Raw genomic sequence first — 22,509 nt, 5'->3', positions numbered from 1 at the left:
TATGAGAAAAATCCAATACGAAGAATTAATACAAATAGCTTCAGAAGAAAAGCTAGTAAATTTATCTGACGTTGAAACGGTAGTAAATGACCTAATCTGTGGTTTAGATTCAGAGGATGAGGAATTTGGGGATGTTGATTATTTAAATAGTCCTAGGAAAAAATTACGAGATATTTCAAGACTATTTAATAATAGTGATTTACAGATTCTAGGTACAGCAGATGACTATCATAATGTTGCGGTTAGTTATGCGAGACAAAACATTTTTGATTGTGCTTGTATGATTCTACAGTGTGGGTTGCAGCGCATACCATTTTCAATTGATATGCTAGCGGATTTGATTCGGTATGGCATTTCTAGTGGACAATATCATCTTTGCGATGAGCCATATCTCACTCTTTCTCAAATCTCAAAAAGTAGATGGAATTGGAGAGCATTTTCTTTTTCAATAGACTATTTGATAGAAAAAATAAACCATATTGAAACAGATGAAGAACAATATAAATTGAAACACCAAGCTCTCGTCTTGGCAGATCAATTTATTGAGAAGGAGAAGTCGGATCAAGCTTATTTTAAAAAAGCAAATATATTAAGTGTATTTTATGGCGAAGGCGAGGAAGAATTAACTGAGGGGGACGTTCTACAAATTGGATTAGAGCAAGTGAGAGTTGCACCTAAGTGTGCGTTGCGCTTGGCTGATATCATGTTTGATAAAGGAGAATACCAAAAATCGATTGAGAATTTACAGAAGTGCTGTATTAATACATTTAATCCACAACCAGATATTAATAGCAGTTATGCTTTTCTGCTTTTAGCTTTAAGTAAAGCCTCTAAAATATTTTCTGAAAATCAAGAAGGTAATAACCCTGAATTTGAAGCATTAGTTCATTCTATGTATAAAGACTTTCATACAGCCATTCGCAATGGGTTAAATGATACCTTTTCCAGAACTGCTAATACTGCGATTAAGGTAATTGAAGCACAAACTGGCTACGAATACCCATATACAGATGCTGCAGTAGATGACCCATATGATTTTTGAGAAATGCCTGCAGGATACAATTCTTTGAGCAGGTAGAATAATACCCTATTTGATAAAAAAGGATGTTGGGGTAATGTAGCACATTTCAAGAGCATCTTTTTTGTCAACGAAACACAGCTCAGAAATTCCCAACACCGCTTCGTTTCCCGCCTTTGGGTGGAAAACTGCGCTATGTTGGGAATTTCTTCGCCTTCGGTCCCAATTTGCTCCGCTGGATTCGGGTCCGAGAGGGACGGGGGATGCGGGTTGAGGGCTGCATCTTTTTTGCCGGCGCCAGACGAGTCGGAGCGCGCTCATCCTGTCGTTCCCCTCTCTCTGTTTTACGGAAGGGGCGGAAACCTCCGCCAAGAAGCCGGAGGCATCCGCGCGCTGACGCCGCGTCAGGTATGCCAACTGCCAATTGCGTGCAGAACCGGCGCTTGTACAGTACATTTTTATGAAGGGATGATTCTCATGCTGGCAGACATGATTCGGGCGTTCTGCAATGAACCTGACAACGACTATGAGGTTTGTGAAAATTACTCAGGCCGTACGATGCTGGGTGAGACGGTGATCACGTTAGGCATCATCGTAAAACAGGACCGCAATATTTTTGATGTACTGGACCAGCTGGGCAGCTATCTGGAGGCAAAGGGGTTTAATGATCCCAGCAATCCCATGATGGAGGAATTTGAGGGAACCGCTACGGATTTGATTGGTTCGGATACGATTGTGTACTTTCCGGGTATACGGGACTATCAGCCTCCGCAGCCGTAGAAGCGTACTTAAAAAGCCCGCCGGGACAGGCGCGTGGGGTTTCCGCGGTCTGGCCCGGCGGGCTGTTCGTTGTGCCGTGGGGGCTTTGGCTTTGTTCCGGCAGGCCGTTTTTGTGCTTTGCCGCTGTGATTTTTCAGTATAAACCGCGGAAACGGACGCGCCCTTTCCCCCAAAAGAGGACTTGACAGCAGAGCGATTTTCGTGTAGTATTTTATCCCGAAAAATCGGAGAGGAGAACGCCTATATGATGATTATGACCGGCGGGTCCGTGTTCTGCGGGGGAGGCTTTCAGCCCCTGGACATTGCCATTTCCAAAGGCCGCATTGTTTCCGTTGGCCCCTCCCTTTCCAAGGGCGGCGCTCAGGTTATTGAATTGAATCACTGCTTGGTCGTTCCAGGTTTCGTTGATGTTCATGTCCATCTGCGAGAGCCTGGATTTTCTTATAAGGAGACCATTGCCTCCGGCACCGCCGCCGCCGCCGCGGGGGGTTATACGGCGGTCTGCGCCATGCCCAATCTGAACCCCGCGCCGGACAGCCGGGAGAACCTTGAAAGGGAGCTGGAGGCCATTGAACGGGACGCCCGGGTCCATGTCCATCCCTATGGGACCATCACCCGGGGGGAACAGGGCGGAGACCTGGCGGACCTGGCCGCCCTGGCCCCCTTCGTCCCCGGCTTCTCCGACGACGGGCGGGGCGTCCAGTCTGAGGACATGATGCGGGCCGCCATGCTGCTGGCCAAACAGCTGGACAGGCCCATCGTGGCCCACTGTGAGGACGAATCCCTGCTGGAAAAGGGCTGGGCCGTTCACGACGGAGCGTATGCGCGCCGCAACGGTCTTCCCGGCAACGACCCCGCCAGCGAGTGGCGGCAGGTGGAGCGGGACATCCGTCTGGTTCGGGAGACCGGCTGCCGGTATCACGTCTGCCACGTCTCCACAAAAGAGAGCGTGGCCCTCATCCGCCGGGCCAAGGCGGAGGGCCTTCCCGTCACCTGTGAGACGGGGCCCCACTACCTCTGCCTCTGCGACGAGGATTTACAGGACCATGGCCGCTTCCGGATGAATCCCCCCATCCGCTCGGCGGAAGACCGGGACGCCCTGGTGGCGGGCCTTCTGGATGGGACGGTGGACTGCATTGCCACGGACCACGCCCCCCACTCGGCGGAGGAGAAGGCCGGCGGTCTCCGGGGCAGTCTCAACGGCGTGGTGGGTCTGGAATGCGCCTTCCCGGTGCTGTACACAGAGCTGGTACAAACCGGAAAGGTCCCGCTGGAAGTGATTTTAAATGCCCTGTGCGTCAACCCCCGCCGGATTTTCAACCTGCCCGGCGGCGAGATTGCGGAGGGCCAGCCCGCCGATTTGACGGTGCTGGACCTGGAGTGCCCCGGCGTTGTGGACCCGGAGGGCTTCCGCTCCCTGGGCCGGGCCACCCCCTTCGAGGGCCGCCGGGTGGACGCCGCCGTCCGCATGACCATTGTGGACGGAACCGTTGTGTTCCCGGAGGGACTGAAGCCGTCCCCGTCGGGAATCATCGGCATCATCCGGGGCTGTGACCGGCCGGAAGGAGAAACACCATGAAGCAGTGCACATTCATTTGGAGGTCCCGGCGGCAGCTTACGCCGGATACCTGGGAGCTGGTCCTGATGGCCCTCAATTCCCAGGACGCCGCCGCCGTCACCGCCCCGGGCCAGTTTGTCAACCTGGCCCTGCCGGGGAAATTTCTCCGGCGGCCCATCTCCGTCTGCGACTGGGGGAAGTATCACCTGACCCTGCTGGTGAAGGAGGCGGGAGAGGGCACGAAGGAGCTGGTGCGCCTGCCTCCGGAAACGGAGCTGGACGTGCTGGCGGGCCTGGGCAATGGCTTTGACTTCGCGCCGGAGACCGTGGGCCCCGCCCCGGTTCTGGTGGGCGGCGGCATCGGCGTCGCGCCGCTGTACGGGCTGGCAAAGCGGATGCTGGAGAACGGGCAGAGCCCCCGGGCCGTTCTGGGCTTCCGCTCCAGGGCGGACAGCTTTTACCTGGAGGAGTTCGCCGCCCTGGGCATTCCGGTTCTGCCTGCCTCCGAGGATGGGAGCCTGGGGGTCAAGGGCTTTGTCACAGACGCCCTGAACACCCTGCCGGACTGCTCCTATGTGCTGGCCTGCGGCCCCACGGCCATGCTGAAGGCCGTCCACGCCCTGCCTCAGCTCACCGGGGGACAGTTCAGCTTCGAGGCCCGGATGGCCTGCGGCTTCGGGGCCTGCGTGGGCTGCACCATCGAGACGAAAAACGGCCTCCGCCGGGTCTGCAAGGACGGGCCCGTGTTCCGGAAGGAGGAAATTCTATGGTAGATTTATCCGTCAGTCTGGCGGGTGTGACGCTGAAAAACCCCATTATCCCCGCCTCGGGGACCTTCGGCTATGGCCGGGAGTTCGCTGAGATTTACGACCTGAATATCCTGGGCTCCTTCTCCTGGAAGGGCACCACCCGGGACCCCCGTCCCGGCAATCCCCAGCCCCGCATTGCCGAAACCCCGGGCGGGATGCTGAACGCCGTGGGGCTCCAGAACCCCGGCATGGAGGCGGTTCTCCGGGAGGAGGTTCCCAACATCGCCAAAATTTTCCGTGGGCCGGTGATTGCCAATGTCTGCGGCTTCTCTCTGGAGGAGTACGCGGAGAACTGCGCACGTCTGAACGACGCGGAGCAGGTGAGGATACTGGAGGTCAACATCTCCTGTCCCAACGTCCACGCCGGCGGGAAGAATTTCGGCTCCGACCCCCAGAGCGCCGCCGCCGTCACCCGGGCCGTCCGGGCGGCGACGAAAAAGCCCGTCTTCATGAAGCTCAGCCCCAATGTGACGGACATCGCGGAGATTGCCAAAGCCTGCGAGGCCGAGGGGGCCGACGGCCTGTGCCTCATCAACACCCTGCTGGGAATGCGGATCGACTTGAGGACGAAACGCCCCCTGATTGCCAACCGCACCGGGGGTCTCTCCGGTCCTGCCGTGTTCCCGGTGGCGGTGCGGATGGTGTGGGACGTATATGAGGCGGTGGGGGAGAAAATTCCCGTCATCGGCTGTGGCGGCGTGAGCTCCGCGGAGGACGCCGCCGAAATGATGCTGGCGGGCGCCTCCGCCGTGGAGGTGGGGGCCGCCAGCCTGCGGGACCCCTGGGCCTGCAAAAAAATCATCGAGGACCTGCCTGCCGTCTGTGAGCGGCTGGGCGTTTCCCAAATATCTGAATTGACAGGAGGAGCACACCATGGCGCGTGACGTGATCATTGCACTGGATTTCCCCACCCGTGAGGAGACCCTGACCTTTCTGGACCGCTTTCCCGGCGGAGAAAAGCCCTTTGTGAAAATCGGTATGGAGCTTTATTTCGCCGAAGGGCCGTCCATCGTCCGGGAGATCAAGGCCCGGGGCCACAGGATTTTCCTGGACCTGAAGCTCCACGACATTCCTAACACCGTGAAGCGGGCCATGTCCGTTCTCTCTGGCCTGGACGTGGACATGGTGAACCTCCACGCCGCCGGGGGCTCCTCCATGATGAAGGCCGCCCTGGAGGGCCTCACCCGGCCCGACGGGACGAGGCCGCTGCTGATTGCCGTGACCCAGCTCACCAGCACCGACGCAGAGACCCTGAAAAACGAGCTGCTGATTGACACCCCCATGGCGGAGACCGTCCTCTCCTATGCCCAGACCGCCGCCCGGAGCGGCCTGGACGGCGTGGTCTGCTCCCCCCTGGAGGCGGCCCTGGTCAAGGAGCGCTGCGGGGACAGGTTCTGCACCGTCACCCCCGGCGTCCGCTTCGCCGGCGGCGACACGGGGGACCAGAAGCGTGTCATGACCCCGGAGAAGGCCGGACAGAGCGGCTGCGACTACGTCGTCATGGGCCGGCCCATCACCCAGGCGGCGGACCCGGTGGAGGCCTACCGCCGGGCGGTGCGGGAATTCTCAGGCGCATGACCCGTCAGGCGGCACTGCCGGCCCTGCTGCTGTTGCTGGTTCTGACCGGCTGCGGCGGACGGGAAGCGCCGGATATCCCCGACGGCGTTCAGACCGGGCAGACCGTCAGCGGAACCGTCCGGTACGCGTTCGGAAACACGGTGGGCCCCCAGCGGCTCTGCGACTACTATCTTGACCCCGGCAGGGGCGTCTCTGTGTTCATCAACTATCCTGATTACGGCCGGTCCGACGGAGACGGCACGGCGGAGCTGATCCGGCAGACCGCCTATAACGGGTGGACCATGGAGGCGCTTACAGAGCGGCCCCATACCAGTGTCACCGTTGATTATGAGGTCACGCGGTGCGACATGGCGTATTTTTCAGCGGCCTTTCTCTTCTTCTATGTGACGCAGGGCGGCGCTTACCCGTCTTCCAGCGAGTACGCCGTCACCATCGACCGCAGGACGGACGAGCCCGTCCGCCTCTCCGGCCTTCTGGACCTGAGCGGCCCGGAGGACCTGGCCCGGCTGATTCCGGAGACCTTCACGGCCCTGGGGAACCGGTCCGATCAGCCGTCCCTGGAGGAGCTGGCGGACCTCTGCGCGGATTCCCCGGCCTGGAATGAAGGCGGCGGGTTTTACCTGACGGAGGACAGCCTGTGCCTGATTGTCTCCGACGGCAGGTATGACTATGTTCTGGAAGCCCCGCTGGCGTCCCTGCCCCTTTTGACGGAACCATAAAAAGGAGGATATTGATATGACCCGTGAACAGACCATTGCCCACGACCTGCTCTCCATCGGAGCGGTCTTTCTCCGGCCCGACCAGCCCTTTACCTGGGCCAGCGGCATCAAGAGCCCCATCTACTGCGACAACCGCCTGACCCTCACCGCCCCCGCCGTCCGCACCCACGTGGAGGAGGGCCTGGTGGACCTCATCTGCAGGCACTATCCCGGCGTGGAGGTCCTCATGGGCACTTCTACGGCGGGCATCGCCCACGCCGCCATTGTGGGCCACCTCATGGGCCTGCCCATGGGCTATGTCCGGTCCAGCGGCAAGGACCACGGGCGGCAGAACCGCATTGAGGGAAAACTGGAGCCCGGCGCACGGGTCGTGGTGGTGGAGGACCTCATCTCCACCGGCGGCAGCTGCATCGACGTGGTGGAGGCCCTGCGGGAAGCGGGGGCAGAGGTGCTGGGCATCGCGTCCATCTTCACCTACGGACTCCAGAAGGGTCTGGACCGGCTGGCGGCGGCCAACGTGACCAACTACAGCCTGTCCAATTTCGACGCAGTGTGCCAGATTGCCGCCGACGAGGGAAAAATCCGCCCCGAGGACATTGAGCGGCTGAAAAAGTTCCGGGCGAACCCGTCGGACGAAAGCTGGATTCTGAAATAATTAGGAATAAGGAATGAGGAATGAGGAATTTTTCCATCATTTCAGTTATTCCTAATTCCTAACTCCTAATTCCTAACTCCTAATTCCTAATTTCTAATTTCTACCTCCTAATTCCTGATTTCTAATTGACAGAAAGGACGAATTATGCCCAGAAACATCATTGACGTGGTAGACCTCACCGTGGAGGAAATCGACGAACTGATTGCCACGGCGGAGGACATCATTCAAAACCCCGCCAAATATCAGGAGGCCTGCCGGCACAGGCAGCTGGCCACCCTCTTCTTCGAGCCCTCCACCCGGACCCGGCTCTCCTTCGAGTCCGCCATGCTGGCCCTGGGGGGCAGCGTGCTGGGCTTCTCCGAGGCCAATTCCAGCTCCACCGCCAAGGGCGAGACCGTGGGGGACACCGTCCACACGGTCAGCTGCTATGCCGACATCATCGCCATGCGCCACCCCAAGGAGGGCGCTCCCTACGCCGCCGCCCAGTTCAGCGAAGTGCCCATCATCAACGCCGGAGACGGCGGCCACAATCACCCCACCCAGACCCTTACCGACCTGCTCACCATCCACCGGGAAAAGGGCCGGCTGAACGGCTTTACCGTGGGCTTCTGCGGCGACCTGAAATTCGGCCGGACGGTCCACTCCCTGGTAAACGCCCTGAGCCGGTACGACGGTATCAGATTCGTGCTGGTATCCCCGGCAGAATTGAAGCTCCCCCGCTACGTGAAGGAGGAGGCCCTGAAAAAGCGGAACCTGCCCTATGTCCAGACCACCGACCTGGATTCCGTCATGCCGGAGCTGGACCTGCTCTACATGACCCGGGTCCAGAAGGAGCGCTTTTTCAACGAGGAGGATTATCTCCGTCTGAAGGACAGCTATATCCTCACCCCGGAAAAGCTGGAGCGGGCCAAAGCGGACCTCTCCATCCTGCACCCCCTGCCCCGTGTCAACGAGATTGCCGTGGCGGTGGACAGGGACCCCCGGGCCGCCTACTGGAAGCAGGTGAAAAACGGAAAGTTTATCCGTATGGCCCTGATTTTGAAGCTGCTGGACATCCATGTGTAAAAAGGGGGAGGAGCTTATGAATATCGACAGCATCCAAAACGGCGTGGTTCTGGACCACATCCAGGCCGGGAAAAGCATGGACATCTACAAATACCTCCACCTGGACCGGCTGGACTGCTCCGTGGCCATCATCAAAAACGTCCGCAGCGGCCGGATGGGGAAAAAGGACATCATCAAAATCGACACGCCTCTGGAGCTGGACCTGGACGTACTGGGGTATATCGACGCCAACATCACCGTCAACGTCATCCGGGACGGCGTGCGGGTGGAGAAAACCCATCTGGAGCTGCCCCAAAAGCTGGTGAACATCATCCGCTGCAAGAACCCCCGGTGCATCACCGTGGCGGAACCCCAGCTGGACGCCGTGTTTCTCCTCAGCGACCCCGCCCGCCACACCTACCGCTGCGCCTACTGCGACACCGCCAAGGACCGGAAGCGCTGACCGGAGCATATGGAATCCTTTGAGCTGATCCGCTCCCGGCGGAAGACCCTGGCCCTGGAAATCACCCGGGAGGGCCGTTTGCTGGTCCGGGCCCCCCTGCGCTGCTCCCGGGCCCGGATCGACGCCTTTGTGAAAAGCCATGCCGCTTGGATTGAAAAGCACCTGGAGACCCAGCGGCAGAGGGCGGCCCTCCGCCCACCGCCCCCCACCGAGGCGGAAATTCAGGCTCTGAAAGAGAGAGCCCGGGCGGAGCTGCCGGGAAAAGTGGCATACTGGAGCGAAAAAATGGGCGTGAGCCCCACCGGGTTCAAGGTCACGGCGGCCCGGCGGCGCTACGGCAGCTGCTCGGCAAAGAACAGCCTGTGCTTTTCCTGCTTCCTGATGAACTGCCCGCCGGAGGCGGTGGAGCTGGTGGTGGTCCACGAGCTGTGCCACATCCGGGAGAAGAACCACGGCCCCGGGTTTTACGCGCTGCTGGAGACGTATCTGCCGGACTGGCGGGAGCGGAAGAAACAGCTTTTTATGAATTAGGAATGAGGGGTGAGGAATTGCCCCCTTATGATGGCTGATTCCTGATTCTCAGCTTCTGATTTCTAGGGTCTGTTCACATAAACCACATGTGCGGATTTTCGAGCAAATTTTAGCCGGATGCGAGGCAAAAATTTGCAGGCGTACTGGCGTACGGCAAAAATTTTTAACGAAGCAGGCGGCAAAATTTGCCGAAAAGACGTGCGCGTGGGCTTATGTGAACAGGCCCTAATGGAAAGGGAGGGCGCTGCCTATGAAAAAGACCGCACCGGCGGTGCTGCTGGGTCTCCTGCTTCTTCTGACCGGCTGCGGCCTGGTTCAGCGGACCGCAGATGGCCTTTCCGAGGGGCTCCGGGACGCGGCCCTGGGGGCCCTGGAAGGCCTGTCCGGCAGCCGGTGGAGCCTGCAGGACCCCATCGACGAATTTTTTGCCGCCGTGGATGCCCGGGACGCGGAGGCCGTCCGGGCTCTGTTCTCCCCCAATGTCCGGGAGGCGGACGGGGACCTGGACGAGAGCATTCAGGCCCTGTTGGACCTGTATCCCGGCCCCACGGAGGACTGCGAGATGCTGACCCCCGTGGGGGCCTCCAAGCACCTGGAATACGGACGGCAGACCATGGTGGATGTGCACAATTCCCTGCCGGCGGTCTGCGGGGGCGTGAACTACTACTGTTCCTTCAGCTATGTGACGAAGGACGAGGAGGACCCCGGAAACGTGGGACTGAGAAAGGTGGTCGTCGCCACGGAGGCGGCGAGGTGCCACCCGGACTACTACCAGAACAGCCTGGACCTGGAGGACGGCCTCAGCGTCGTCACCGCCCCCGCCGCGGAGGGGGAGACCCGCCGCATCGGAGACGAGCCCTTCGCCTTCACGCCCTATGACCGGACCGTCACCCGGGAGGAGCTGCCGGCATTCCTGGAAACGGACGACAGCTGGGAGGGCTTCACCGCCCGCTTCGGCCCGCCCAACGCGGAAGGCTGGCTTGGCACAGGCTATTATTACGAGCTGGTTCCCGAGGACGGGCAGGCCCGGTACGTCCACATCTACACCCATGATTTCGGGGACGGGGCGCGGCGGGTCTGGTCCGTGTACCTCTACAACGGCCGTGATTCCCGGGAGCTGGAAACGGTCTGGAAGAATCCAAAAGGAGAAGAAACATAAGGAGCTTGTTATGAAAAAAGAGAATCTGTCCGCCCTTCTGGAAAGCAATCCCTATCCCGGCCGGGGCATCGTTCTGGGGAAGAGCGGCGAAAGCGCCGTGGCGGTGTACTTCATCATGGGCCGCAGCGAGAATTCCCGAAACCGGGTGTTCGTCCCCACGGAGGACGGCATCCGCACCCAGGCCCATGACCCCTCTAAAATGACGGATCCCAGCCTCATCATCTACCATCCTGTCCGTGAGGCGGGCCGGGGCCTCATCGTCACCAACGGCGACCAGACCGACACCATCCGAGACTATATTTTCAGGGGCCGCACCTTTGCCGAGGCCCTGAAAAGCCGGACCTTCGAGCCCGACGGCCCCAACTGGACCCCCCGCATCTCCGGCCTGCTGAGCCCCGACGGCAGCTTCCAGCTGTCCATTCTGAAAAGCGCCGACGGAAATCCCGACTGCTGCTGCCGCTATTTCTACCACTATGACGCTCCTCTTCCCGGCGAGGGCCGCTTTATTCACACCTACACCGGCGATGGGAACCCTCTGCCCTCCTTCGAGGGGGAGCCGAAGCGGGTGGCTCTGGAGGAGGATACGCCGGAGGCGCTGGCGGACCGGGTGTGGGCCGCCCTGAATCCGGAAAATAAGGTGTCCCTGTTCGTACGCTTTGTCTCCCTGGCGGACGGAACCTGCCGGGAGGCCATCCGCAACCGCTATTGAAGCCCCGGGAAGAGCCGCCCTGGACAGGGCGGCTCTCAGCATCCCGGACCGGCAAAACACCCAAAGCCGCCCCATGAATCCTGTGCCTTTTGTATGAATTACCTGCGGATTTGAGAAATCCCCTTGCCAGAGAGACGCCGGGATGCTATAATCGGGCTATCGTCAATTCTGGAGCGCAGCCCGCTGAAAGACGCCGGCGGAATTTCAGGCGGACCGCGCAGATGGACGGAATGGACGCAGCTGCCAAAAAGAGTATCGCCGCATGGAGTTTGTGAGACATGGCAATTGACACCGTAGACATACGGTGCCTGTTGTCGTGTTTTTCTTTCAATTTTCACACGGGAACAGGCAGCGAACGCAGGCATCTCTGTATGCCGGGTCCGTGGGGCCCGGCGGAACCGACGGAGGCCGAAACAGGGAAATTCTGACTATAAGGAGGTACGTCCCAACCGCTTCCCGGCCGGCATGGGCCCGGGCGGACTGGAGCGGTTTGAACGAACAGGCATCATGACGAAAAATTTTGCACACCGCGGCTACAGCGGCAAATATCCCGAAAATACGATGCTGGCCTTCCGCAAGGCGGTGGAGGCCGGCGCGGACGGCATTGAACTGGACGTTCAGCTCACCCGGGACGGGGAGCCCGTCATCCTTCACGACGAGCAGGTGGACCGCACCACGGACGGAACGGGCTGGGTGAAGGAGCTGACCCTCGCGGAGCTTCGGAAGCTGGACGCCTCCTATCTCTATACCGGGCAGTATGGGTTCAATCCGGTTCCCACCCTTCGGGAGTACTGCGAATTCATCAGGGACCTGCCGGTTATTACCAATATCGAGATGAAAACCGGCGTTTTTGAGTATCCCGGCATGGATGAAAAGGTCTGGGACATGATTCAGGAGTACCATCTGGAGGAAAAGGTTATCATCTCCAGCTTCAACCACTACACCATTCTGCGGATGCGGGAGCTTGCGCCGGCGCTGAAGTACGGCTTCCTCAGCGAGACCTGGATCATCGACGCGGGCAGGTACTGCCATGAGCACGGCGTCGCCTGCTATCACCCGATGTTCCGCAGCCTGACTCAAGAGGCGGTGGCGGAGCTCAAGCAATACGGCCTGGAAATCAATACCTACACCGTCAACACAGAGGAGGACGTGCGGGACCTGGCGGCCAAGGGAATCGACGCCGTCATCGGGAATTTCCCCGAAATGACCCGGGACGTGCTGGCTTCCTTGCAGAGCTGAGAACGCAAACAAAATAAACAAAAAAGCAATATAAGCTAAAAAAGCAAAAAACAAAAGAACCGCTGTGAGGCTCCGGCAGGCGCTGTCCCGCCCGGCCGGACCAGGAAGGAGTGACACACCATGAAGTCTATCCGCGACATCTACAAAATCGGCAAGGGACCCTCCAGCTCCCACACCATGGGGCCGGTCAAGGCCGCCGCGATCTTCCGGAGCGAGACGCCGGAAGCCGACGCCTACCGCGTTTTTCTCTACGGCTCCCTCGCCAAAACCGGAAAGGGCCACGGTACAGATCGGGCGGTCACCGACACCCTGGCTCCTGTCCCAACAGAAGTGGTGTTTTCCCAGGAGGCGCAGGAGAACCTGCCCCACCCCAACACGCTGGACTTCGTTGCCCTCCGGGAGGGGGAGGAAATTGCCCGGCAGCGGTTCTACAGCATCGGCGGCGGCGATTTGACGGTTGAGGGCCGTCCGCAGCCACAGAAGGCCGAGGAGACCTATCCCGAAAATTCCTTTGCCGAAATCAAGGAGTTCTGCAATTTCCGCTATGTCAGTCTGGTGGACTACGTGGAGATGAACGAGGGAAGGGAAATCTGGGACTATCTGGCAGAGGTCTGGGAGACCATGCAGAAGTCCATCCGGGAGGGGCTGGCCGCCTCCGGCGAGCTGCCCGGAGGACTGCGCATCAACCGCAAGGCCAAATCCATTTATGACCACATTCTGGTCAACAAACACCCGGAGATTGTGGAGTGTCAGATGGTCTGCTCCTACGCTTACGCGGTTTCCGAGCAGAACGCCGACAACGGCACGGTGGTCACGGCCCCGACCTGCGGCGCCTGCGGGGTTCTTCCGGCAGTGCTGTATTATATCAAAAATAAACGGGGCCTCAGCGACGAGGACGTGATTCACGCACTGGGCGTGGCGGGCCTCTTCGGTGAGCTGGCCAAGTGCAACGCCTCCGTGTCCGGAGCGGAGTGCGGCTGTCAGGCGGAAATCGGCGTGGCCTGCGCCATGGCCGCCGCGGCGCTGGGCTATCTCTTCGGCTACTCCATTAAAATGATTGAGTACGCCGCCGAGGTGGCTCTGGAGCATCACCTGGGTCTGACCTGCGACCCCATCTGCGGGCTGGTGCAGATCCCCTGCATCGAGCGCAACGCCGTCGCCGCCATGCGGGCCATTAACTCCGCGAACCTGGCCTATTTCCTGTCCGATACCCGGCGCATCAGCTATGACATGGTGCTCCGGACCATGTATGAAACGGGGATTCATCTGAACCGCGGATACCGGGAGACCTCGGAGGGCGGCCTTGCCCGAATTTACTCCCGCCGGAGCGGAGAGCCCGCCTCTTGATTTGCCATGTGCGCCCCGCATTGGCGCACACCAAAAAATAAAAGGAGATCAACGCTATGGAGACAAGACCTTATGTATCCTGGGAGCTGATGAACAGCTTCCTCATCGACGCCTTTAAGGGCTACGGCGTGCCTGAGGACGACGCACGGATCTGCGCCGACGTCCTGCTGGAATCCGACCGCCGGGGCATCGAAAGCCACGGCTGCAACCGCTTCAAGCCCATCTATATTGACCGTATCGTCAACGGCACCCTGCTGCCGGAGACCAAAATGGACATCGTAAAGGACACCCCCACGACGGTGGTTATGGACGCCAACAACGGAATGGGCATGGTGGCCAGCTACCACATGATGGAGCTGCTGATTGAAAAGGCCGCCAAATACGGCATGGCCGGCGGCGCGGTCTTCAACTCCACCCACTACGGCATCGCGGGCTATTGGACCACCATGGCGGAAAAGGCGGGCATGATCGGCATAACCGGCACCAACGCCCGGCCCTCCGTGGCCCCCACCTGGGGCGTGGAGCCCATGATGGGCACCAATCCCCTGACGTTTACCATGCCTACCGACGAGGAATTCCCCTTTAACTTCGACTGCGCCACCTCCACCATCCAGAACGGCAAAATTGAGTACTATCAGCGCATCGGCCACGAGACGCCGGCGGGTCTGGTGGTCACCGCCGACGGCGGCACCATGACCGACTCCGGTCAGATTCTCAAGGATATGCGGGCCGGCAAGTGCGCGCTGGTGTCCGTGGGCGGCCCCGGCGAGGAAACCGGCGGCTATAAGGGCTACGGCTTTACCACCATTGTTGAGATTCTCTCCGCCGCCCTGGCCGGAGGCCCGAGCCTGAAGGAGCTCAGCGGCAAGGCTCCCGACGGAAGCAATCAGATGTACCGCCTGGGCCACTTCTTCTTTGTCATCAACCCCGAATTCTTCATGGGTCTGGACACCTTCAGGAAGACTGCCGGCGACATCTGCCGCGGCCTCCGGAACTCCAAAAAGGCCCCCGGCGCCGAGCGCATCTACACCGCCGGCGAGAAGGAATGGCTGGCCTGGCAGGACCGCAGGGACAAGGGCGTGCCCGTCAGCGAGTCCGTCCAGAAGGAAATTCTGGAGGTCCGGGACAAGCTGGGCCTGGCCCAGTACAAGTTCCCCTGGGAGACATAAGAGATGCCCGTCAGTCCCGCGCCGAAGGCGGCCGTTCAGGCCGTCGCGGATATGGACGTCCGGGAGGGAATTCCCATCAGCGTGAGGATGCCATCTTCTCCGAAGACTGCGGCGTGCCGGCCACCGTATTTATGCTGCTCCGGCACGCCGGCGTTTCCGAAGAGGACGTAAGAGAGAAAATTCTCAGCACCTGTGACCGGGCGCTGAACCGTTACAATAAAAATGGAGAAATGCAGGAGGAAGATCAATTATGGATTACGCAAAGGAATCCCTTCGGCTCCACGGCGAGTGGAAGGGTAAAATCGAGGTTATCGCCACCGTTCCCGTGGAGACCAAGGACGACCTGAGCCTGGCCTACACCCCCGGCGTGGCCCAGCCCTGCCTGGAGATTCAGAAGGACATCAGCAAGAGCTATGAGCTCACCCGGCGGCACAACCTCTGCGCCGTCATCACCGACGGCTCCGCCGTCCTGGGCCTGGGAGACATCGGCCCCGAGGCCGGTATGCCCGTCATGGAGGGCAAATGCGTCCTCTTCAAGGCCTTCGGCGGCGTGGACGCCTTCCCCCTCTGCGTGAAGACCCACGACGTGGACGAGTTTGTCAACGCCGTCTATCTGATGTCCGGGTCCTTCGGCGGCATCAACCTGGAGGACATCGCCGCCCCCCGCTGCTTTGAGATTGAACGGAAGCTGAAGGAAAAGTGCGATATTCCCATCTTCCATGACGACCAGCACGGCACCGCCATCATCACCCTGGCGGGCCTGACCAACGCCCTGAAGGTGGTCGGAAAGAAAAAGGAGGACGTGAAGGTGGTCACCTCCGGCGCAGGAGCCGCCGCCATCTCCATCGTAAAGCTGCTGCTGTCCGCGGGCTTCAAAAACGTCACCATGTGCGACCGCAAGGGCGCCATTTACCAGGGCCGTGAGGGTCTGAACTGGATCAAGGAGGAAATGGCCCAGGTGACGAACCTGGAAAAGAAGGCCGGTTCCCTTGCCGACGTCCTGGTGGGCGCGGATGTGTTCATCGGCGTCTCCGCCCCGGGCACCGTCACCGCGGACATGGTGAAAACCATGAACAGGGACGCCATCGTCTTCGCCTGCGCCAATCCCACGCCGGAGATTTTCCCCGACGAGGCCAGGGCCGGCGGCGCGGCGGTCATCTCCACCGGCCGCAGCGACTTCCCCAACCAGATCAACAACGTTCTGGCCTTCCCCGGCGTGTTCCGGGGGACCTTCGACGTCCGGGCCAGCGACATCAACGAGGAGATGAAAATGGCCGCCGCCCGGGCCCTGGCGGAGCTGATCTCCGACGAGGAGCTGAACGCCGACTACATCATTCCCAAGGCCTTCGACAAGCGGGTGGGTCCCGCTGTGGCCAAGGCCGTGGCCGAGGCCGCCCGGGCCTCCGGCGTGGCCCGTCTGTAAGCGCCGTCGGACCAGGGCGGACACGCTCTCTGTGAAAAAGCCGTTCCCGAACGATTGCAAAGAATCGTCCGGGAACGGCTTTTCCCTGTCTCCTTTTCCGGAAATACAGGAAGGGACTGTGATAGCCGGCGTCCTGGGAAATCCGGGCAGCGGCGGAAAAGCGGCCTGCTTCCCCCGCATCATTTCCAGATACCACCGCCGGTATTGGACCGCCGGCAGGCCCGCGACCTGTTTGGACATGCTGCTGAAATGGCTGGCGCTGTCATAGCCCGCCATGACGGCAATCCGGGCGGCGCTGAAGTCCGTGGAAATCAGCAGGTTCTGCGCCTCGCCCATCCGGCAGCGAATGACGTACTGAATGGGGGAGGAGCCGGTGATCTCCCGGAACACATGGGCGGCGTGACAGGGGGAGACCGCCTCTCCGATGCGCTCCAGGGCCAGCGGCTCTGCGTAATGGGCGGCGATGTACTGGCCAATCCGGTTGACCAGAATCACGGACCCCGTCTGCGCCCCGTTTCTGTCGTCGGCGGGAAGACTCAGCGCCAGAGGCAGCAGCGCCGAAAACAGATGCTGGGCCACGGTTCTGCCCTGGGCGGTGCCCAGCTCCAGCTGGTCGTACAGCAGCCGGCACAGGGCTTTCATCTGCTCCCGGCTTCCCCCGGACGGGCGGATAAAGCCGTCCTCCGCCTGGGTCAGACAGCCGGGCGGCAGCCCCTTCAGCGCCAGGTTTCCAATGCCGAAGCAGATGGTTCCGATTTCCCTGTGGGTGGCGGACTGGACCTCGTGGAGGTCCCCCTGGTTGCTCAGCAGAAAATCCCCGGGATAAATGGGGCTGCTGCGCCCGTTCAGAATGTAATAGCCCTCTCCCGCGTTGACAAATACCAGCTCGCAGACATGGCTGTGGGAGTGGAGAACCCGGTTGATCTTGGGGTCCTCCTCCCGCTGCAGCGTGGCGTACAGCAGAGTGGGCTGACGGTGAGCAAACGACGTATGGGCATTCATGGCATATCCTCCCTGCGCCGGCAAATCGCCCTGCGCCACCATTATTGCAGAATTCAGGCGGAACCGCAAGAATCAGTAATGTCCAAAAATTTTGAACAAAATTTGTGCAGTTTACAGCGGATTTATCAGAAATGCCCCGCAAGAAACCGTAAACATTCCGCTGGCTCTTCTGCTAAAATCAAAATTGTTCAGGAGAGAAGATTCAGGAAGAGAACGGATACAGCATGGAGAAAACTTGTATATTGGGGAGGAATGACCATGATTCAGATTTGCGGCGCACCCTGCTGCTGGGGGGTGGACGACCCGAAAAATCCCTATCTGCCCCCCTGGAGGCGGGTGCTGGAGGAGGCCGGTCAGGCCGGCTACAGCGCCATCGAACTGGGGCCCTACGGCTATCTGCCCATTGACGCGGCGGCGGTGTCTGCGGAGCTCAGGAAGAACGGCATCGCCATTGTGGCGGGCACCATTTTTCACGACCTGCTGGACCCCGCCAATCAGGAAAACGTCCTGAAGGCGGCGGACGACATCTGCCGCCTGATTACGGACCCGGCCCTGCCGGGCCTGCCGGTTCATGAGGGCCAGAAGTTCCCCACGCCCTATATGACCGTCATGGACTGGGGCCATGACGAGCGGGACTACGCCGCCGGACACCCGGACCGGGCCCCCCGTCTCTCTCCGGAGGAATGGGCGGGCTTCATGGACAACCTCTGGGCGGTCTGTGAGCGGGCCAACCAGTACGGCGTCCGGCCCGTCATCCATCCCCACGCCGGGGGCTACATCGAGTTTGAGGACGAGATTGAGGCGGTGGTCCGGGATATCCCCTATGAGACCGCCGGGCTGTGCCTGGACACCGGGCACCTGTATTACTCCCGCATGGACCCGGCGGCCTTCCTGAGAAAGTACGCGGACCGTCTGGATTACGTCCACTTCAAGGACGTCAACGAGGCCGTCTATCAGGAGGTTCTGGGGCAGCGCATCCGCTTCTTCGACGGCTGCGGCAAGGGGGCCATGTGCCCCATCGGCACGGGGAGCCTGGACTATCCCGGCATCAAGCAGGCCCTGGAGGACATCGGCTACAGCGGCTACATCACCATTGAGCAGGAGCGGGACCCCCGGAATGTGGAGGGGAGCCTGAGGGATGTAAAAGCCAGCGTGGAATACCTGAAAGGCGTGGGCTATCAAATCTGATTGAGCAGACAGCATATAAACACTGCAAGGAGAGATGTACTATGATTAACGGCTCCAAGGTCCTGGATCATCCCATCCGCTGGGCCATGGTGGGGGGCGGCAAGGGCAGCCAGATCGGCTATATCCACCGTTCCGCCGCCCTGCGGGACCATTCCTTCCAGCTGGCGGCGGGGGCTTTCGACATCGTGCCGGAGCGGGGCATTGCCTTCGGCCGGGAGCTGGGTGTGGCCCCGGACCGCTGCTACCCGGACTACCAGACCATGTTCGCCGCCGAGGCCGGGCGGCCCGACGGCATTGAGGCGGTGTCCATCGCCACCCCCAACGGCACCCATTACGCCATCTGCAAGGCCGCTCTGGAGGCGGGCCTCCATGTGGTCTGTGAAAAACCCCTGTGCTTTACCTCCGCCCAGGCGGAGGAGCTGGTTTCCCTGGCGAAGGCGAAGAATAAGGTCGTGGGCGTGACCTACGGCTATTCCGGCCACCAGATGATTCAGCAGGCCCGGCAGATGATCCGCCATGGGGACCTGGGGGAAATCCGGGTCATCAACATGAGCTTCGCCTTCGGCGGGTACAACGTGAAGGTGGAGGATACGGTGCCCGCCGCCAGGTGGCGCTTTGACCCCGAGAAGGCAGGGCCCTCCTTCGCCCTGGGGGATGTGGGCACCCACCCGCTGTTCATCATCGAGGCCATGATTCCGGACCTGGAAATCGACAGTCTCATGTGCACGAAGCGGGCTTTTGTAGAGGGGCGGCAGCTGGAGGACAACGCCTTTGTCATCATGAATCTCAAGGGCAGCACATCCGTCCAGGCCGGCGCTCAGGTCTACTGCTGGGCCAGCTCCATCAACTGCGGCGCCCGGCACGACCACAAAATCCGCATCGTGGGCTCCCGGGCGTCCCTTGAGTGGGACGATGAGCGGCCCAACCAGATGACCTATGAGATTGAGGGCGAGCCGGTGCGGGTCCTGGAGCGGGGCGCGGGCTACCTCTATCCCGAGGCCAGGGTGGAGGACCGCATCGGCGGCGGCCATGCCGAAGGCCTGTTTGAGGCCTGGGCCAACCTGTACCGCCGGTTTGCCATCGCCATGTCCGGCGCGGGACAAGAGGAGTACGGCGATTTCTGGTATCCCAGCGTGGAATCCGGGGCGCAGGGCGTGAAGTGGATTGAAAAATGCGTGGAATCCGCGGACCATGGCGCCTGCTGGGTGAGCTTCAACTGAATCCCGGGAACAGGCTGACGCTGTCAGCCTGTTCCTGCGCGGACCGCGCTTCCCCATGAAACAATCGAGAAAGAAGGGTATGCACATGCTATTTACCGTCGTAACTTTTGTGGCGTTTACCGTACTGGTGGCCGTGCTCTCCTGGTGGAAGACCCGGGACGACGACCTCTCCACCAAGGAGGGCTATTTCCTGGCGGGCCGGGGGCTCCCGGGCATCGTCATTGCCGGCTCCCTGATGATGACCAACCTGTCGGCGGAACAGCTGGTGGGCACCAACGGCCAGTCCTTCGCAGGCAACATGAGCACCATGGCCTGGGAGGCCACCTCGGCCTTTGCCCTGGTGGTGCTGGCCTTCAGCTTCCTGCCCAGGCTCCTCCGGGGCGGCATCGCCACCATTCCGGAGTTCTTCGAGATGCGCTATGACACCTTCACCATGCGCCTGTTTTCCCTGCTGTTCCTGGTGGCCTATGTCATCACCATGCTGCCCACCATTCTCTACTCCGGAGCGGTGGCCCTGGTGAAGATTTTCGACATTGAGAGCATGTTCGGCATCAGCTATTTCACGGCCATCACCTGGATCTGCGTGGGCACCGGCATGGTGGGCATGTGCTATGCCGTCTTCGGCGGCCTGAAGGCCGTGGCCTACTCCGACACCATCAACGGCGTGGGCCTGATTATCGGCGGCTTCGCCATTCCCATTCTGGCCTTTGTGGCCCTGGGCAGACTGGACGGCGGCGGCTTCATGGCGGGCGTGGAGCACTTCATCACCGCCACGCCGGAGAAGATGAACGCCTGGTCCGCCCCCGGCGCTCTGCCTCCCGAGATTCCCTGGCCCCTGCTCTTCACCGGCATGTTCGTCAACAATCTCTTCTACTGGGCCACCAACCAGTCCATCATCCAGCGCTCCCTGGGAGGAAAGAACCTGGCCGAGAGCCAGAAGGGCGCCATCTGGGCGGGCTTTTTCAAGTGCCTGGACGTGTTCGTCATCGTCATCCCCGGCGTCATGGCCTTCCAGCTTCTGGCCGCCGAGGGCCAGATGGACGCCACCGTGGGTCTGGCCGCCGACCAGGCCTATCCCCTGCTGGTGATGGAGGTCCTGCCCAAACCCCTGATGGGCTTCTTCGCCGCCGTGATGTTCGGCGCGATTCTGTCCTCCTTCAACTCCGTGCTGAATTCCGCCTCCACCATTTTCAGCCTGAACCTCTGGCAGCCCATCTGGGGCAAACATGCGGACGCCAAAAAGGTGGTGAAAACCGGCCAGATTTTCGGCACGGTGGTTGGCGTGGTGGCCATTGCCATTTCTCCCTTTGTCATGTACTTCGGCACCGGCATCATGAACTTCATCAACGAGTGCTGGGGCTTCTTCTCCATGCCTCTGCTGACGGCGGTGCTCTTCGGACTGCTGACCCGGCGGGCTCCCGCCATCGCCCCCAAGATTGTGGTGCCCATTCACATGGTGCTCTACGGCCTGAGCAAGGTGATTCCCTTCTTCGACCGGTTCCATTACCTCTATGTGGTCTTCGCCCTGTTCGTTCTGGAGTGTGTGATTTACGCCGTGTGCATCAAGGTCTGCCCCCGGAAGGAAGCCTGGGAGATGCCCGACGCCGGGGTCATGGATATGACCCCCTGGAAAACCGGAAAAATCTGGGCCGCCGTGGGCGTCGGCGTGGTGGTGGTCATGTATATCATTTTCTCCCCCCTGGGAATCGGCTGATTGCGGAAAGGAGCAATTGACATGAAAATCGCTTTTGACGTGGACGTACTGGCTAAGCAGATGCCCATTCGGGACTATGTCCGGAAGGTGGCCGACTGGGGCTACAAGTACATCGAGCAGTCCCCCCATCCCCGCATCAATCCCTTCTACAAGCATCCCCTGTTCTCCAGGGAGTGCGAGGAGGAGTACCGCAAGGCCCTGAAGGAGACCGGCGTGGAAATCTCCAGCTTCATCGTGGTCTACCGCTGGTCCGGCCCCACCGAGGAGCAGCGCCAGCACGCCGTGGCCAACTGGAAGCGGATGATTCAGATTGCCGTGGACATGGGCGTGCCCGTCATCAACACGGAGTTCTCCGGAGACCCCAATCAGCAGGAGATTTGCAACGGCATGTTCTTCCGCTCCATGGAGGAGCTTCTGCCCATCATTGAGCGGGAGGGCCTCCGGGTGGAAATCCAGTCCCATCCCTATGACTTCTGCGAGCTCAACGACGAGACCTGCGACATTGTGAAGTCCTTCCGCTCCAAGAACCTGGGCTATGTCTACTCCGCGTCCCACGGCTTTTTCTACGACCAGGGCAAGGGCGACGTGCGGCACATGCTGAAGTGCGCCGGGGACGAGCTGACCCACGTGCTTCTGGCGGATACCTGGAACCAGACCAAGGACTGCCGCTATATCCTGAATCCCCCCTGGCTGAACCAGCGGGGCCGTGCGGACGCCACCATCCACCAGCACACCGCCATGGGCGAGGGGGAAGTGGACTTCGACGGCATCTTCGAGACCCTGCGGGAGATGGATTTCGTCAATAAACAGCTGAAGTCCGACGCCCCCAAGGCGGGCGGGGACAACATCATCTGCGTCAGCTACTTCGGCTTCCCGGAGAAGATGGACAAACAGGCCCCCGAAGCCCTGGAGCGCATTAAGAAGGAGCTTTTGTAAACTGGAGGCAGTCCTGGCCGCTCAAAAATCCGCGGATGTTTGAGTGAGAGCCGGAGGAAATGAAGCGGAACGGACGCCTGCCCAAAAGGGCGGGCGAAGCGGACCGGAATTTCTGACGGCGAGGACCCCGAGGCCCTGGAGCGCATCAGGCGGGAACTTCCGTAGGCCGGAGGCGGCCCGGACCGCCGCAATCTCCGGGGAAACCGGCGGGCCAGGCCCGCCGGTATGACACAGCTGTAAGGCGGCCC

Annotated in this window: 21 protein-coding genes and 1 pseudogene; 21 read left to right on the top strand and 1 reads right to left on the bottom strand. The window is 60.6% G+C overall.

Features of this window, described 5'->3' with window-relative positions; translation table 11 throughout:
- Position 1 precedes the first annotated feature (1 nt).
- From Q0063_RS04415 to Q0063_RS04335, 17 genes are all read left to right on the top strand, one after another.
- The gene (locus tag Q0063_RS04415) at positions 2-1,042 is read left to right on the top strand and encodes a hypothetical protein (protein ID WP_297870770.1); all 1,041 of its coding nucleotides are present in this window, start codon (positions 2-4) and stop codon (positions 1,040-1,042) included.
- Positions 1,043-1,495: 453 nt separating this feature from the next.
- Complete coding sequence (locus Q0063_RS04410; protein WP_297870769.1) at positions 1,496-1,798, top strand: hypothetical protein; 303 nt, start codon at positions 1,496-1,498, stop codon at positions 1,796-1,798.
- 244 nt (positions 1,799-2,042) lie between these two features.
- Positions 2,043-3,377 (top strand): dihydroorotase, encoded by a 1,335-nt coding sequence (locus Q0063_RS04405; RefSeq protein WP_297870768.1) that lies wholly within the window; start codon positions 2,043-2,045, stop codon positions 3,375-3,377.
- Positions 3,374-4,129, top strand: coding sequence for a dihydroorotate dehydrogenase electron transfer subunit (locus Q0063_RS04400; protein ID WP_297870767.1), 756 nt, complete (start codon positions 3,374-3,376; stop codon positions 4,127-4,129). Before Q0063_RS04405 ends, Q0063_RS04400 begins: the two co-directional genes overlap by 4 nt.
- Positions 4,123-5,049 carry a dihydroorotate dehydrogenase gene (locus Q0063_RS04395; protein ID WP_297870766.1) on the top strand — a complete coding sequence of 309 codons (927 nt, stop codon included), beginning with the start codon at positions 4,123-4,125 and terminating at the stop codon, positions 5,047-5,049. The genes Q0063_RS04400 and Q0063_RS04395 overlap by 7 nt, the downstream gene beginning before the upstream one ends.
- Entirely contained in the window at positions 5,039-5,743 is a 705-nt protein-coding gene (gene pyrF, locus Q0063_RS04390) for an orotidine-5'-phosphate decarboxylase (protein ID WP_297870765.1), read from the top strand. The genes Q0063_RS04395 and pyrF overlap by 11 nt, the downstream gene beginning before the upstream one ends.
- Complete coding sequence (locus Q0063_RS04385) at positions 5,740-6,462, top strand: hypothetical protein (protein WP_297870764.1); 723 nt, start codon at positions 5,740-5,742, stop codon at positions 6,460-6,462. The genes pyrF and Q0063_RS04385 overlap by 4 nt, the downstream gene beginning before the upstream one ends.
- Positions 6,463-6,478: 16 nt before the next feature.
- On the top strand, positions 6,479-7,117 hold the full coding sequence (gene pyrE / locus Q0063_RS04380) for an orotate phosphoribosyltransferase (RefSeq protein ID WP_297870763.1): 639 nt from the start codon (positions 6,479-6,481) through the stop codon (positions 7,115-7,117).
- A gap of 144 nt (positions 7,118-7,261) precedes the next feature.
- Positions 7,262-8,182 carry an aspartate carbamoyltransferase gene (pyrB, locus tag Q0063_RS04375; protein WP_297870762.1) on the top strand — a complete coding sequence of 307 codons (921 nt, stop codon included), beginning with the start codon at positions 7,262-7,264 and terminating at the stop codon, positions 8,180-8,182.
- 16 nt (positions 8,183-8,198) lie between these two features.
- Positions 8,199-8,624 carry an aspartate carbamoyltransferase regulatory subunit gene (locus Q0063_RS04370; protein ID WP_297870761.1) on the top strand — a complete coding sequence of 142 codons (426 nt, stop codon included), beginning with the start codon at positions 8,199-8,201 and terminating at the stop codon, positions 8,622-8,624.
- Positions 8,625-8,633: 9 nt separating this feature from the next.
- Entirely contained in the window at positions 8,634-9,155 is a 522-nt protein-coding gene (locus Q0063_RS04365) for a M48 family metallopeptidase (RefSeq protein ID WP_297870760.1), read from the top strand.
- A 250-nt stretch (positions 9,156-9,405) separates the two neighbouring features.
- Positions 9,406-10,314 carry a DUF5104 domain-containing protein gene (locus tag Q0063_RS04360; RefSeq protein WP_297870759.1) on the top strand — a complete coding sequence of 303 codons (909 nt, stop codon included), beginning with the start codon at positions 9,406-9,408 and terminating at the stop codon, positions 10,312-10,314.
- A gap of 10 nt (positions 10,315-10,324) precedes the next feature.
- Positions 10,325-11,023 (top strand): IMP cyclohydrolase, encoded by a 699-nt coding sequence (locus Q0063_RS04355; RefSeq protein ID WP_297870758.1) that lies wholly within the window; start codon positions 10,325-10,327, stop codon positions 11,021-11,023.
- A gap of 507 nt (positions 11,024-11,530) precedes the next feature.
- The gene (locus Q0063_RS04350; protein WP_297870757.1) at positions 11,531-12,262 is read left to right on the top strand and encodes a glycerophosphodiester phosphodiesterase; all 732 of its coding nucleotides are present in this window, start codon (positions 11,531-11,533) and stop codon (positions 12,260-12,262) included.
- A 120-nt stretch (positions 12,263-12,382) separates the two neighbouring features.
- The gene (locus tag Q0063_RS04345) at positions 12,383-13,609 is read left to right on the top strand and encodes an L-serine ammonia-lyase, iron-sulfur-dependent, subunit alpha (RefSeq protein WP_297870756.1); all 1,227 of its coding nucleotides are present in this window, start codon (positions 12,383-12,385) and stop codon (positions 13,607-13,609) included.
- A gap of 56 nt (positions 13,610-13,665) precedes the next feature.
- A complete protein-coding gene (locus Q0063_RS04340; protein ID WP_297870755.1) occupies positions 13,666-14,778 on the top strand; it encodes an Ldh family oxidoreductase in 1,113 nt (370 codons plus the stop codon).
- A gap of 250 nt (positions 14,779-15,028) precedes the next feature.
- Positions 15,029-16,201: an NADP-dependent malic enzyme gene (locus Q0063_RS04335; protein ID WP_297870754.1), complete on the top strand. Its 1,173-nt coding sequence runs from the start codon at positions 15,029-15,031 to the stop codon at positions 16,199-16,201.
- A 207-nt stretch (positions 16,202-16,408) separates the two neighbouring features.
- On the opposite strand, the pseudogene Q0063_RS14685 reads toward Q0063_RS04335, so the two are convergent.
- A pseudogene (locus Q0063_RS14685) lies at positions 16,409-17,203 on the bottom strand (AraC family transcriptional regulator); the annotation flags it as partial.
- Between the two features lie 258 nt (positions 17,204-17,461).
- Between Q0063_RS14685 and Q0063_RS04330 the strand changes: the two are divergent.
- The 4 genes from Q0063_RS04330 (at position 17,462) to Q0063_RS04315 (ending at position 22,261) form a co-directional block, all read left to right on the top strand.
- Positions 17,462-18,391 (top strand): sugar phosphate isomerase/epimerase, encoded by a 930-nt coding sequence (locus Q0063_RS04330; protein WP_297870753.1) that lies wholly within the window; start codon positions 17,462-17,464, stop codon positions 18,389-18,391.
- Between the two features lie 41 nt (positions 18,392-18,432).
- A complete protein-coding gene (locus Q0063_RS04325; protein WP_297870752.1) occupies positions 18,433-19,611 on the top strand; it encodes a Gfo/Idh/MocA family protein in 1,179 nt (392 codons plus the stop codon).
- Between the two features lie 79 nt (positions 19,612-19,690).
- Entirely contained in the window at positions 19,691-21,325 is a 1,635-nt protein-coding gene (locus Q0063_RS04320) for a solute:sodium symporter family transporter (RefSeq protein ID WP_297870751.1), read from the top strand.
- A 21-nt stretch (positions 21,326-21,346) separates the two neighbouring features.
- Positions 21,347-22,261, top strand: a complete 915-nt coding sequence (locus tag Q0063_RS04315; RefSeq protein ID WP_297870750.1) for a sugar phosphate isomerase/epimerase — start codon at positions 21,347-21,349, stop codon at positions 22,259-22,261.
- Positions 22,262-22,509 lie beyond the last annotated feature (248 nt).

The sequence above is a fragment of the uncultured Oscillibacter sp. genome, assembly GCF_947654275.1.
Classification (GTDB): Bacteria; Bacillota; Clostridia; order Oscillospirales; family Oscillospiraceae; genus Oscillibacter.
This window is presented reverse-complemented; position numbering and strand designations above follow the sequence as displayed.

Coding starts and splice junctions, on each gene's coding strand:
- Q0063_RS04415 (WP_297870770.1), top strand. CDS start 2: ATGAGAAAAATCCAATACGAAGAATTAATACAAATAGCTTCAGAAGAA.
- Q0063_RS04410 (WP_297870769.1), top strand. CDS start 1,496: ATGCTGGCAGACATGATTCGGGCGTTCTGCAATGAACCTGACAACGAC.
- Q0063_RS04405 (WP_297870768.1), top strand. CDS start 2,043: ATGATGATTATGACCGGCGGGTCCGTGTTCTGCGGGGGAGGCTTTCAG.
- Q0063_RS04400 (WP_297870767.1), top strand. CDS start 3,374: ATGAAGCAGTGCACATTCATTTGGAGGTCCCGGCGGCAGCTTACGCCG.
- Q0063_RS04395 (WP_297870766.1), top strand. CDS start 4,123: ATGGTAGATTTATCCGTCAGTCTGGCGGGTGTGACGCTGAAAAACCCC.
- pyrF (WP_297870765.1), top strand. CDS start 5,039: ATGGCGCGTGACGTGATCATTGCACTGGATTTCCCCACCCGTGAGGAG.
- Q0063_RS04385 (WP_297870764.1), top strand. CDS start 5,740: ATGACCCGTCAGGCGGCACTGCCGGCCCTGCTGCTGTTGCTGGTTCTG.
- pyrE (WP_297870763.1), top strand. CDS start 6,479: ATGACCCGTGAACAGACCATTGCCCACGACCTGCTCTCCATCGGAGCG.
- pyrB (WP_297870762.1), top strand. CDS start 7,262: ATGCCCAGAAACATCATTGACGTGGTAGACCTCACCGTGGAGGAAATC.
- Q0063_RS04370 (WP_297870761.1), top strand. CDS start 8,199: ATGAATATCGACAGCATCCAAAACGGCGTGGTTCTGGACCACATCCAG.
- Q0063_RS04365 (WP_297870760.1), top strand. CDS start 8,634: ATGGAATCCTTTGAGCTGATCCGCTCCCGGCGGAAGACCCTGGCCCTG.
- Q0063_RS04360 (WP_297870759.1), top strand. CDS start 9,406: ATGAAAAAGACCGCACCGGCGGTGCTGCTGGGTCTCCTGCTTCTTCTG.
- Q0063_RS04355 (WP_297870758.1), top strand. CDS start 10,325: ATGAAAAAAGAGAATCTGTCCGCCCTTCTGGAAAGCAATCCCTATCCC.
- Q0063_RS04350 (WP_297870757.1), top strand. CDS start 11,531: ATGACGAAAAATTTTGCACACCGCGGCTACAGCGGCAAATATCCCGAA.
- Q0063_RS04345 (WP_297870756.1), top strand. CDS start 12,383: ATGAAGTCTATCCGCGACATCTACAAAATCGGCAAGGGACCCTCCAGC.
- Q0063_RS04340 (WP_297870755.1), top strand. CDS start 13,666: ATGGAGACAAGACCTTATGTATCCTGGGAGCTGATGAACAGCTTCCTC.
- Q0063_RS04335 (WP_297870754.1), top strand. CDS start 15,029: ATGGATTACGCAAAGGAATCCCTTCGGCTCCACGGCGAGTGGAAGGGT.
- Q0063_RS04330 (WP_297870753.1), top strand. CDS start 17,462: ATGATTCAGATTTGCGGCGCACCCTGCTGCTGGGGGGTGGACGACCCG.
- Q0063_RS04325 (WP_297870752.1), top strand. CDS start 18,433: ATGATTAACGGCTCCAAGGTCCTGGATCATCCCATCCGCTGGGCCATG.
- Q0063_RS04320 (WP_297870751.1), top strand. CDS start 19,691: ATGCACATGCTATTTACCGTCGTAACTTTTGTGGCGTTTACCGTACTG.
- Q0063_RS04315 (WP_297870750.1), top strand. CDS start 21,347: ATGAAAATCGCTTTTGACGTGGACGTACTGGCTAAGCAGATGCCCATT.